Source organism: Streptomyces sp. NPDC054866, from assembly GCF_053610745.1.
On the sequence record NZ_JBSGZA010000004.1, the window covers coordinates 185,650 to 198,005 of the forward strand.

Consider the following 12,356-nt stretch of genomic DNA (forward strand, 5'->3'; position numbering starts at 1 on the left):
TGTCACGCCTGCCGCACAGCCGTCAGCAACACCATCCCGGAGTCGCCGTAGTCCGGCAGCGTCGGATCGGCGTCGATCCGGGTGACGGCGAGGCTCTCGGTGAGCGGGGCGAACACCTCGGTGACGACCGCCGGGTCCACCGGGCAGCCGGGCCACCGCGACGCGGGCCCGATGCGGTACGTCGGCATGTTCTCCATGAACGCCGCGACGAGACGGCCGCCGGGGATGACGGAGCGGACGAAGCGGTGGCAGAAGTCGGTGAACTCCGCGAAGTCCTCCGTGACGCCCTCGGCGACGAAGTTCATCGACGCGATGTCGTACGTGTCCGGAGGCAGTGCCCGGATGTCCTCGTGGACGACGCGCACGCCCGCGAGCGCCTCGGGAAGCGTGGACGGCAGATCGGGGTTGAGGCGGCGGCACAGCGCGTGGAAGGGCAACCAGCTGTCGTCGGGGGACCGTTCGAGCTGCCGGGTCAGATACCCGACGCCCGCCGCGCTCGCCTCGACGGCGTCGATGCGGCGGCTCGCGGCGGCGGCGAGCATCAGCGGATAGAGGTTCGGCCCCGCCCCGAACTCGAGGGAGCGTGCGGCGCTCCCGGGGGCGAACTGCCGGTAGAACGCGGAGTGGTGGGCGATGACCGCGGCGTCGGACGGATGCAGCTCGCGGTAGTTCTCGCCGAGATAGTCCTGGACGGGCCAGCTGTCCCAGTCGACGTCGTCGTTGCGGGTCGGAGCCATGGCGGGTCAGCTCCCCGGCCGCAGCGGGAACCGTTCGGACAGGCGCGTCAGGGCGGCGTTGAGCCGGTCGATGTCGTCGTCGGAGTTCGGGGCCGTGAGCTGCACGCGGAAACCCACGCGGTCGTGCGGCACGAGCGGATAGGCCGCCAGGGTCACATAGATGCCCTGCTCCCACAGGAAGCCGGCCACCGCGTCCAGGTCCGACGCGTCGGCCAGAGGAATCTCCACGATCGGCAGCTGATCGGAGTTGAGCGTCTCCAGGCCGAGCCCGGCCACGTGGTCGAGCACCCGGACGGTCTTGCGGTGCAGATCGGCACGGATGGCGTCGCCGCGCCGGTCATTGACCTCAAGACCGGCGAGCGCGGTCGCGAGCGACGCCGTGGGCGAGGGCCCGGAGTACAGATAGGGGGCGGCGGCGACCTTCAGATGGTCCTTGAGCCAGGGCGGCAGCGCGAGAAACGCGAGGAGCGACGAGTAGGCCTTGGAGAAGCCGCCGACGAGGACGATGTTGTCGTACGTCTCGCCCATGTGCCGCACGACGCTGTTGCCGCGCAATCCGTAGGGGCATGGTTCGTCGGTGCCACGCTCCCCGATCACGCCGAATCCGTGGGTGTCGTCGATGTAGAGCGTGGCGTCGAAGTCCCGGCAGATCCCGGCCAGTTCGGGCACGTCGGCGATGTTCCCGCTCATGCTGTTGACGCCGTCGAGGCAGACCATGCGCGGCGAGCCGTTCGGTACCGCCCGCAGCAGGGCGGCCAGTTCGTCGGGGCGGTCGGCGTGGAACCGCCGCAGCGTCGCGCCCTGCCCGCGGGCCGAGACGCAGCCGTCGTACACGGTGCGGTGTGCCGCGGCCTCGACGAAGACGTGCCCCTTGGCGGCGAGGACGGGGATGACCGAGGCGTGGATCAGCGTGGCCGTGGGGAGCAGCAGGGTGTCCGGCGCCCCGAGCAGCGCGGCAAGCCGTTCCTCGATCTCGGGGTAGAGCCGGGGGCTGCCCAGGAGCCGGGACCAGCTGGGGTGGGTTCCCCAGCGGCGTACGGCGGGTTCGATGGCGTCGATGATCTCCGGGTCGCAGTCGAAGCCCAGGTAGTTGCAGGAGGCGAAGTCGATGAGCCAGTGGTCCGCGCTGCGGATGTGCCGGCCGCGGACCTCGTCCAGGACGCAGTCGCTCATCGGGCTGGTGCGCCGCAGGTGGTCGAGATCGCCCCAGCGCGGTTCGCCCCGTACTCCCCGGAGTTCGGTGTCGGTGTCGGGTTCGCTCATGGAGTTCTGCCTCTCCGAGGGGGCCGTGGCCCGCCCCGCTTCAGGGCGTGGGCGTGGGCTTGGGCGTGGGCCGACCCCGTTGAGTCCCCGGCGCCCCCGCAGGAGCCGCTGCCCCTGCTCGGCCGTGAGCGGCCGCGCGAAGAGATAGCCCTGCCCGAACCCGCAGCCCATCCCGGCCAGCAGATCCCGTTGCGCGGACTCCTCGATGCCCTCGGCGATGACCTGGAGGCCCATCGTGTCGGCGAGGTGCACGATTCCCTCGACGAGGGCGAGCTGCCGGGCGTCGTCGGCGATGTCGTCGATGAACGTCTTGTCGATCTTGAGTACGTCGACCGGGAACTCGCGGAGGTAGCGCAGCGAGGAGAATCCCGTGCCGAAGTCGTCGACCGCGATCCGCACGCCGAGATCCTTCAACGCCTGCATGACCGCCTGGATCTGTCCGTCGCGCCGCATCAGGACGGATTCGGTGAGCTCCAACTGCAGGGATCCCGGGGCGAGTCCGGGTGTCGCCAGGGCGCTGCGCACCTCGTCGAGGAAGCCCGGGTCGCGGAACTGCCGCGCGGAGACGTTGACGCTGATGTAGGGGCGCCGGTCCGTGGCGGCGCCCGCGTTCTGCAGTCCGGCGATGTCCGCGGTGGCGTTGCCGAGGACCCAGGCGCCGAGCGGCGTGATGTGCCCGGTCTCCTCGGCGAGCGGGATGAACTGCTGCGGCGGCACCAGGCCGCGCCGGGGGTGCGGCCAGCGGGCCAGCGCCTCGAAGCCGACGATCTCGGCGGCGTGCGGCGCACCGTCCGACGGGCCACCCGACGGGCCGCCGTTCGCGCCGATGTCCACGACGGGCTGATAGCGCAGCGCGAACTCCTCGTCGGCTATCGCCCGGTCAAGGCCCGCCTGAAGGTCGTGCCGCTCCAGCATGCGTACGTGCAACCGCTGCTGGAAGCGGCGCCACTGACGCTTCCCCGCGGCCTTGGCGGCGTACAGCGCGAGGTCGGCGTGGGCGAGGAGCTCGTCGGCATTCACGCTGTCCACGGCCGTGGCCACGCCCACGCTCGCCGAGACACTCACGCTGTCGCCGGACAGTTGGAACGGCCTGCTGAGTGCCTGCACCATCTGCGCGGCCAGGATCTCGGCGTCGACGGGCTCCTTGGCGTCCTCCATCAGGACGGCGAACTCGTCGCCGCCGAGGCGGGCCGCGGTGTCGCTGCGACGCAGCGTCCGGGAGAGACGGGAACCGACGGCGGCGAGCAGCCGGTCGCCGACCGAGTGCCCCAACGTGTCGTTGACGACCTTGAAGTCGTCGAGGTCGACGAAGAGCACGCACGTCAGCGTCGACTCCCGGCGGCCGCGCAGCAGCGCGCGCTCGATGCGCTCCAGGAGCAGCGTCCGGTTGGGAAGGCCCGTCAGCGCGTCGTGGAAGGCCCGCTGGGTGAGCTCGTGCTCCAGCTGACGCTGCTCGGTCACGTCCCGCAGGGTGACGACGAGACCCCGCACGGTCGGGTCCTGGCGCAGATCGCTGCACCGCACCTCCACCTCGATGCGTCCGGCCTCCCGCGGCATCCACCAGTAGTCGTGCGGCTCCTGCTGTTCGCCGCCGCGCATGGTGGCGAGCACCCGCGCGGCCCGGTCCCTGTCCCGTGGGTCGACCAGCTCCGGCAGCTCCGCCCCGACCAGCCGGACGTCACCGAAGACGGCCTGTGCGGACGGGCTCGCGTACCGGACGGTGTTGTCGTCGTCGACGATGAGGATGACGTCGGAGGCGTTGCGCACCAACGTACGGAAGTACGCCTCGCTCTCCCGTCGGATGATCTCCTGCCGGAGGGTGATGCGCTCCTTCGCCAGGCCCGCGTGCGAGGCGAGGATCTCCAGGGAGCCCCAGATCTCGGTGAGCTGTTTCTCGGAGCCGCCCGCGATCAGTACACCCGGCGGCTCCGCCTCGGCCGGACGGTCGCGCTGGATCATCGGGCACACCAGCGCGCACTGCGAGGCCCCCAGGCGGGCGGAGATCTCCGGGCCGAGGGCGGCGGCCCGGACCAGACGCGTGCGGCGCAGGTCGAGGGCGGCGTAGGGGGCGGGCGCAAAGTCGCCCGGCTCCAGGAGCAGGGTTCCGGCAAGGGCTCCCGGCCCGGACAGCGCGGCGACCGTCGTCTCGCAGGTCTCGGTGATCTCCTCCGTCGTGATCGCCGCCACCAGCGAGGCAGCCGCGCCCCGCAGCGCGAGCTCGCGGTCCACGGCCTTGCGGTGCGCCACGACCATGCCCGCGAGCCGCAGGATCACCAGGAGGAACAGGGTGCCGGAGAAGGCGGCGATCACGGCCGCGTCATGGGCTCTGTCGAGGAGGCCCTCCGTGAGCAGGATCGCCGGAGCGATGAGGGTGGCCGCGGCGAGCAGCACGAGCCTGCGCGGCGGCGGGAGCAGGGTCTGGCGCTGATGCGTGTACGCGGTCAGCTCCACCATCGAGGGGTGCAGCGCGGCGAGGCCCCACGCCGTGTAGAAGACGATCCAGCCCATGTCCAGGAGCGTCCCGGTCTGCCACAACCCGTTGAGCTGCAAAATCCCGTACGCGATGTCGAAGGCGAGCAGGGTGAACGTGCCGAGCACGAGCAGCCGTACGGCGGGATTGTGGCCGGTCACGAAGCCCGGGGTGAGCAGCCGGGCGAGGAGGGCGAGGACCAGTACGTCGCCCAGCGGGTAGGCGATGCTGATGGCGCGCTGCGCCCAGGTCAGGCCCTCGACCTCGGTGAGCGGCTGGACGAGGTAGACCCAGACGGGCAGCGCGAGCCCACCGGTGATGATCAGCGCGTCGAGGAGACTCGGCAGGTCGCGGCCCGCGCAGCGGTAGCGGACGAGACCGAAGAGCCCCGCGGCGAGCAGCGGATACACCACGAGATAGCAGGCGTCGGCCGGGGACGGGAACGGATTCGACGCCTGGAAGTACTGCTCGACCACGTTGTAGTACGTGTCGCCCGCCGCGAACGCGAGCAGCCCGGCCGCGAGCACCCACCACGGCCAGCGGTGCGCGGGACGGTGGACGTGCACACCGACGAGGACCGCCGCGACGCCCCCGAGGCCGATGAGCGCCCACAGAGGGGCGCGCAGGGCCGGGAGCGTCATGTAGACGGTGGTGAGAGCGGCGACCAGGACGACGTAGGCGGCCATGAGCCGGCGTGCCCGTGGTTGATCCCGAGGATGTGCCCGAAGCAATGGCAAAGCGCCTCCCTGCGTGGCAGGGACACCCGGCCGAGAATCATGCGTCAACCCTGTCAATCCGGGGTCTCGCTCCATTCGATCGTAGGCCCGGGCGGTGGGCGCCTGCATCTTCAGCCCGGTCGCGTCCACTTCAGTCCGGCGCGGGCAGCGCGGCCCCGACCGGCGGAGGCGTACCGACGGCACGGCCGAAGTAGTCGACGGATCCGGGGTCGATGCCGAACAGCTTCCGCAGGTCGAGGCCCTTGTCGGCGAGGGCGTCGCACTCCGGGGCGAACAGCCGCGCGTCGTCGGGGGAGGTGATGGACGGCAGCTCGCCTCCGGCGAGGCAGGGGTCGACGGTCAGGCCGGAGGGCCGTCCTTCGACGCGTTCCTGGCCGGTCGCCTTCCGCCAGGTGTCGAGCCCGGTGTAGGCGTGGTCACCCCACTGCACGGCCCACTGGCCTTGCGGCGCACGGTAGTTGTTGCCCTGCACGAGGACGTTCTTGGCGGTGAGCCCCTGGTCCGCCAGGGCCAGCGGGGAGCCGTCGGTGACGAAGGTGTTGTTGCGGACGGTGACCCCCCTCTCGCCGTCCATCAGGCGCAGGGCGGGGCCGCTCTTGCCGTTCTCCAGGGCCGTCATCACCACGGTGTTCTGGTAGATCCGCAGGTTGCGCACGTCATGGCCGTAGACGGCGAGCCCGCCGAAGCGCGGCAGCTTGCGGCCGTCGTCGGAGGTGATGTTGTAGCGGATCGTGTTGTCGGTGTGCGCGCCGTTCACCTTGCGTGTGTACGCGTAGAAGCCGGGGCCGTCGTTGTGGAACGCCAGGTTGTACTGGATCGTCGAGTCCGAGACGTTCTCGTCGAACCCGAACCCGGCACCGTCGACCTTGGAGCCCGTGTGGTTGCGGTAGGCGGTGTTGTGCTCAAGGACTACGTCCTTGGCGTCGTACGCCCAGATGCCCACCGGGCCCGAAGGGGCCTCGCCGGACGACCTCGATCCATTGTCGTGGGCGCTGGAGTCGCGCACCGTGGCGTGGCGCACGGCACCGAGGATGATGCCGTCACCGGTGTGCCGGTCGTCCGCGCCGGGATCACCGGTGTTCCGGTACGCGTCGACGTCCGAGATGTCGAAGTCCTCGTGCGCGTAGGCCGGTTGACCGGGGTCGAACGCGGGGCCGTACGTCAGGAGACCGGCGTCCTTGTTGCCGTGCAGCTGAGCTTGACGGATCGTCACGTTCTTGAATCCGTTGCCCTTCTCCTCTCCGCCGACCGCGATGCCGACCTGGAATCCGGAGACGGTGACGTCGGAGACGGAGACACCGTCCAGCTTCGCGCCGCCCGGACGGTCGGCGTAGAGGTTGATGCCACCATCGCGGGCGTAGGAGGCGCGATCCCCGGTGACGGTGAGGTCGCGGATCTCCACGCCCGCGGTGTTGTGCACGGAGATGCCGGGGGAGCCCTCGGCATCGACCGTCGCACGGCCGTCGCCGTACGAACCGACCACCACGGGCCGGTCCGCACGGCCCGCCTCGGCGCCGCCCAGCGTGATGGTGCCGGTGAACCGTGCGCCGCCCTCCAGGAGCAGCCGGTCACCGGGTTCGAGCGCCACGCGTTCGGCGCGGGCGAGGGAACGCCAGGCCTGGGCGGGCGACGAACCGTCGTTCTGGTCGTCGCCCTGCGGGCTGACGTAGTACGTGCCGGAGCTCGCGCTGGTCGCGGGCGCGTAGTGGGGCGTGGCCACGCAGCCGCTCGCGCCGATCAGCGCGATCGCGGCGACGAGGGCGCCGGGGGCGGTGCGGCGCCCGACGGCGGCCGGTGCGGCTTTCCTGGGCACTTTCCCGGTCATGGGGATCAGGCCTCCACCGGCACCCGTGCGCGCCGCGGCGCGGACTGCGCGGCGAACCACGCCACCGTGTGCCGCAGGCCCTCGTCGAGGGGGACCCGGGGCATCCAGCCGAGCTGCTCCACGGCCCGGTTGATCACCGGGCGACGGCGGGCCGGATCGTCGACGGGTAGCGGGCGATACACGATTCGCGAGGGCGATCCGGTGATGCGCAGGACGAGTTCCGCCAGTTCGCGGACGGTGCGCTCGCTCGGGTTGCCCAGGTTCACCGGACCGCCGCGGTCGCTGTCCAGCATCGCGAGCAGGCCACGGACGAGGTCGTCGACGTAGCAGAAGCTGCGGGTCTGGCTGCCGTCGCCGTAGAGGGTCAGCGGCCTGCCCGCAAGGGCCTGGCGGACGAAGGTGGAGACCACGCGTCCGTCGTGCGGCCGCATCCGCGGACCGTACGTGTTGAAGATCCGTACGATGCCCACGTCGACGCCGTGGCCGCGCCGGTACGCCATGGACAGCGCCTCCGCGAACCGCTTGGCCTCGTCGTAGACGCTGCGCGGGCCGATCGGATTGACGTGGCCCCAGTACTCCTCGGGCTGCGGGTGGACCTCCGGGTCGCCGTAGACCTCGCTGGTGGAGGTGAGCAGGAAGCGGGCACCGTGCCGCTGGGCCAGGCGCAGGGCGTTCTCGGTGCCGCGGCTGCCGACGGCCAGGGTCTCCACGGCGAGCCGGTGGTAGTCCGGCGGTGACGCGGGGCTCGCGAGATGGGCGACGGCGTCCACCGGGCCCGGCACGTCGAAGGGCGTCGTCACGTCGGCGCGGACCAGCCGGAAGCGGGGGGCGCCGCGCAGGTGGGCGACGTTCTCCGGTTCACCGGTGCAGAAGTTGTCCAGGCAGTAGACCGTGTCGCCTCTGTGCAGCAGGGCTTCGCACAGATGGGATCCCACGAACCCGCCGCCGCCGGTCACCACGACCCTCATGACGCACCTCCGGTGAGTGCGGCCACCTTGGCTGTTGAAGAAGCCGCCGCGCAGAGGCGTGGGCGGCCCGGGGCGTGCACGGACCAGCCGGCCGCCGACCAGGACTCCGGGTCGAGGCTGTTGCGGGCGTCCAGGAGGACGGGGGAGCGCACGATGGGGGCGAGGGCCGCGGGGTCGATGTCCCGGTACTCGGGCCAGTCGGTGAGATGCAGGACCAGGTCGGCGTCCTCGCACGCCTTGTCGACGTCCAGGGCGTAGGCCAGTTCGGGGTGGGCACCGCGGGCGTTGTCGATGGCCTGCGGGTCGTGCACGCGGACCGTGGCGCCCTGCTCCTGGAGGGCCGCGGCCACGACCAGGGCGGGCGAGTCACGGACGTCGTCGCTGCCCGGCTTGAACGCCGCGCCCAGCACCCCGACCCTGCGCCCGGTGAACGAGCCGCCGAGCAGCCCGCGCGCCAGGTCGACGGTGCGCGAGCGCTGCCGGGTGTTGATCCGGTCGACCTCGTGCAGGAACTCCACCGCCTCGCCGGCGCCGATCTCCTCGGCGCGGGCGGCGAAGGCCCGGATGTCCTTGGGGAAGCAGCTGCCGCCGAAGCCGAGCCCCGGTGCGAGGAAGCGCGGGCCGATCCGCGAGTCCGCGCCGATGGCCCTGGCAAGGACCGACGCGTCGGCGCCCGCGGCGTCGCACACCTCGGCCATGGCGTTGATGAAGGAGATCTTGGTGGCGAGGAAGGAGTTCGCCGCCACCTTGACCAGCTCGGCGGTCGCCGGATCGGTGCTGAAGAACGGCACCCCGGCGAGGATCATCGGCGTATACACCGCCCGCAGCACCCCTTCGGCATGCCGCGAGGTCACGCCCACGACGAGCCGCTCGGGCCGCATCGTGTCCCGCACCGCGGACCCCTCGCGCAGGAACTCGGGGTTCCAGGCGACCTCCGTGCCCGGGGCCGTCGCGGTCTTGGCAAGGCGTTCGGCGAGGCGTGCCGCCGTGCCCACCGGCACGGTCGACTTGCCCACTACCAGGCTGCCGGGCCGCAGATGCGGGGCGAGACCGTCCACGACGGCGTCCACGTACCGGAGGTCGGCGGCCTGGCTGTCGGGGCGCTGCGGGGTGCCCACGCACACGAAGTGCGTCCTGGCGAACGCGGCGCCCTCGGCGAGCGAGGTGGAGAAGCGCAGCCTGCCCGACGCGACGGTCCTGGCGAGCAGTTCGTCGAGGCCGCTCTCGTGGATGGGCGCCCGGCCCGCCGACAGGGCCGCGACCCGTTCGGCGTCGATGTCGATGCCGAGGACCTGGTGGCCGATGTCGGCCATGCACGCGGCGTGCACCGTCCCCACGTATCCGGTGCCGATCACTGTCATCCGCATGACGTCGCTCCTTACAGGTCGTGACGGGTCGTGTCGTGTCGTGTCTCAGGGGGTCTGCTGCTGTTCGAGTGCCGGCCGGAACCGGCGTAGCCATGGGGGTTGAGCTGCTGGAAGCGCCACGCGTCCCGGCACATCTCGGGCAGCGCCCGGGTGGGCCGCCAGCCCCATGCGCGAGCCACCGCGCTCGCGTCGGCGACGAGTTCGGTCACGTCGCCCGGGCGGCGCGGCATGATCTGGTACGGGATGGCCCTGCCGCAGGCATGGCTGAACGCGGCGATGACGTCGAGGACCGAACGGCCGCTGCCGACACCGAGGTTGAACACCCGCAGGCCCGGCCCGTCGGCGAGGTGGTCCAGGGCGACGCGGTGTGCCTCGGCGGTGTCCATCACGTGGAGGTAGTCGCGGATCGCGGTGCCGTCGGGCGTCGCGTAGTCGTCGCCGAAGACGGGGAGCCGCTCGCGCCGCCCGACGGCGACCTGCGCCACGTACGGCATCAGATTGTCGGGGACCCCGCCCGGGTCCTCGCCGAGGAGCCCGCTGGGATGGGCGCCGACCGGGTTGAAGTAGCGCAGGGCGAGGACCGTGAACTCCGGGCAGCGGGCGCACGCATCGGCGAGCACCTGCTCGCACATCCACTTGGACGCCGCGTACGGATTGGTCGGCCTGGCCGGCGTGGACTCGTCCAGCGGGCCGCGCCCGGCGTCGCCGTAGATCGAGCACGAAGAGGAGAACACCAGCTGGTGCACGCCGTGTTCGCGCATGACACCCAGCAGCGCTGTCGTGCCGCCGACGTTGGTGTCGTAGTACTCGATGGGCATCCGTGTCGACTCGCCCACGGCCTTGTGCGCGGCAAAGTGCACGACGGCGTCCACGGAGTGGCGGTCGAATACGGCCGACAGGGCGCGCCGATCACGGATGTCCAGTTCATAGACGGCGCCGACGAAGCGGTCGGCGATCCGTTCCACCCGGGTGAAGACCTGCGGGGTGCTGTGGGAGTAGTCGTCGATCACGATCAACTCGTAGCCGTGGTCGAGGAGTTCGACGCAGGTGTGGCTCCCGATGAAGCCCGCACCGCCGGTGACGAGGATGGTGGAGGGTGCGCTCATGGCCTTTCACCAGCTCAGGACGGCGGCGGCGTACGCCGGGTAGAAGACGATGGCGGTGGCGACGGGCACTGCTGCCAGAAGGCCGAGGGCGACCGGGAGCCGCGCGGTCGACAGTGCCCGGGTGAAGGGGATACCGGCGGCCCGTGCCGTCTCCCGCACATGGAGCAGCGGGACGGCGAGGGCGACGGCCGCGTAGGCCGTGGCGGCGATGAGGCAGAGGAAGACATAACCGGCCGACGGGCCCGTCAGCTCGCCCACCAGGGCGACCGAGGACAGGGCGGCGGCCAGCGCGACGAACGGCAGGGTGAGCCGGACGGGCAGCGGCCGCGGTCCGCCGGTGTCCTTGGGCGTGACCTTGAAGGTCACGGGCCGCGGGCGCAGCTTCTGCGAGACGGCGCCGAACAGGCCCAGGATGACGAACGGCCAGCGCGCGAGCGCGAACAGCCACGTCTCCCAGCTGATCACCGGGGCGGTGCGCGGGCGCAGCATCCCGCGGCGGCGCATCAGGTACAGGGTCAGGAGCAGCCACACGGGCATGGACCAGAAGTGGATCAGGAAGTCCACGTAGTTGACGTTCATCCACGGCAGGCCGGTGAGGACGGCGATCGGCGGGAGCGTGAGGCCCGCGGTGATCATCAGGCCGAGGAGCGGGTAGTAGGCCAGGGCGTACGAGAAGCGCAGCCGCAGCAAGAGGGGTAGCCGTCGCAGATGGCGCGGCAGCAGACCGAGGAGCATCGTGGTCAGGCTCCGCGACCACTGGTACTCCTGGGTGATCATGTCGGCGAAGGTCAGCGGCCCGTCACCGTGCGCCTCGGCGTCGATGGCGAACGCACCGTGCCAGCCCGCCGAGTTGAGCAGGTACGTGGTGGAGAAGTCCTCGGCGAGCTCGGGACCCAGGCCCCCGATGTCCCGCAGCGCGCGGGTGCGCACGGCGTAGTGGGAGCCGATGCACATCGGCGCGAGGCCGTCGCTGTGCCCCAGCTGCACCGCGCCGTGCCAGACGGCCTCGCGGTGCAGCCGTCCCCGTGCCGCCCACGACTTCGCGCCGTTGGCGTCGCACATGCTGGGCGCCGCGACGTAGCCGATGGCGGGGTCGTCGAAGGGGCGGACCATCTCGGCGAGGTAGGTCGCCGCGGGCACGTGGTCGCAGTCGAGCTGTGCGACCACGTCGTAGCGGCGGTAGCCCCAGTTGTCGTAGAAGTAGGCGAGGTTGCCTTCCTTGCAGCGGGTGCGGCGCGGCCAGTCGCCGCGGTGGTACGGGAGCACGCCACGGCGGCAGGACATCCGCACCCGGTGCGCGCGGCACCAGGCGATGATCTCCTCGGTCGGGTCCTCGTCGCACAGCCACACGTCGTAGCGGTGCGGATAGTCCTGGGCCAGCATCGCCTCCAGCGTCTGCCGGGCGGTGGGCCAGGGCTCCGAGGGCGCGCGGGTCACGGCGAAGGCGACCGGGAGCGCGGGGACCGGCAGCTCCGGGTCGACGCGGCGCAGGCGCAGGGCGGTGACGAAGAAGTAGCAGGGGAGGCTGGTGAGGTAGAGCAGCAGCGCGCTGTTGATGATCAGGCCCGCCCAGCCGACGCGGTGCTCCGGCTGCAGCCACCAGGACCAGAACCACACGAAGCTCAGGGTCCAGCTCACGGCGATCACCAGGAGGGCCGCCCGGTCGCGCCGGGGGAGTGCGGGCACGAAGGTCGTCGGCCGTACGGTGCGCACCGGGGACGGACGGCCGAAGACGGGGCCGCCGGCGGTGACGCGGACGACGTTGCCGTCCGAGATCCGCGCGAGGTCGAGCTCCACCTGGACCAAATCCGCCGACATCGGCTCGCTGTGCGTCATGGCGCGACGCTCCTGAGGGGTCCGACGCTGTACGCTGACTGCGTACG

Annotated in this window: 7 protein-coding genes; all 7 read right to left on the bottom strand. The window is 71.5% G+C overall.

Translation table 11 applies throughout. The features are described from left to right. Window positions 1–2 precede the first annotated feature (2 nt). Window positions 3–737 carry a class I SAM-dependent methyltransferase gene (locus tag ACWGI2_RS21580; protein WP_453696973.1) on the bottom strand — a complete coding sequence of 245 codons (735 nt, stop codon included), beginning with the start codon at window positions 735–737 and terminating at the stop codon, window positions 3–5. A gap of 6 nt (window positions 738–743) precedes the next feature. After that, window positions 744–5,156 carry an aminotransferase class I/II-fold pyridoxal phosphate-dependent enzyme gene (locus ACWGI2_RS21585; RefSeq protein WP_453696975.1) on the bottom strand — a complete coding sequence of 1,471 codons (4,413 nt, stop codon included), beginning with the start codon at window positions 5,154–5,156 and terminating at the stop codon, window positions 744–746. Between the two features lie 181 nt (window positions 5,157–5,337). After that, the gene (locus ACWGI2_RS21590; protein WP_453696977.1) at window positions 5,338–7,032 is read right to left on the bottom strand and encodes a right-handed parallel beta-helix repeat-containing protein; all 1,695 of its coding nucleotides are present in this window, start codon (window positions 7,030–7,032) and stop codon (window positions 5,338–5,340) included. A 5-nt stretch (window positions 7,033–7,037) separates the two neighbouring features. Further along, window positions 7,038–8,000: a UDP-glucuronic acid decarboxylase family protein gene (locus ACWGI2_RS21595; RefSeq protein WP_453399874.1), complete on the bottom strand. Its 963-nt coding sequence runs from the start codon at window positions 7,998–8,000 to the stop codon at window positions 7,038–7,040. Continuing rightward, window positions 7,997–9,367: a UDP-glucose dehydrogenase family protein gene (locus tag ACWGI2_RS21600; RefSeq protein WP_453696979.1), complete on the bottom strand. Its 1,371-nt coding sequence runs from the start codon at window positions 9,365–9,367 to the stop codon at window positions 7,997–7,999. Before ACWGI2_RS21600 ends, ACWGI2_RS21595 begins: the two co-directional genes overlap by 4 nt. Before the next feature lie 11 nt (window positions 9,368–9,378). Next, window positions 9,379–10,473, bottom strand: coding sequence for a UDP-glucose 4-epimerase GalE (galE, locus tag ACWGI2_RS21605; protein ID WP_453696981.1), 1,095 nt, complete (start codon window positions 10,471–10,473; stop codon window positions 9,379–9,381). A gap of 6 nt (window positions 10,474–10,479) precedes the next feature. Further along, window positions 10,480–12,309: a glycosyltransferase family 2 protein gene (locus ACWGI2_RS21610; RefSeq protein WP_453696983.1), complete on the bottom strand. Its 1,830-nt coding sequence runs from the start codon at window positions 12,307–12,309 to the stop codon at window positions 10,480–10,482. Window positions 12,310–12,356: the final 47 nt, after the last annotated feature.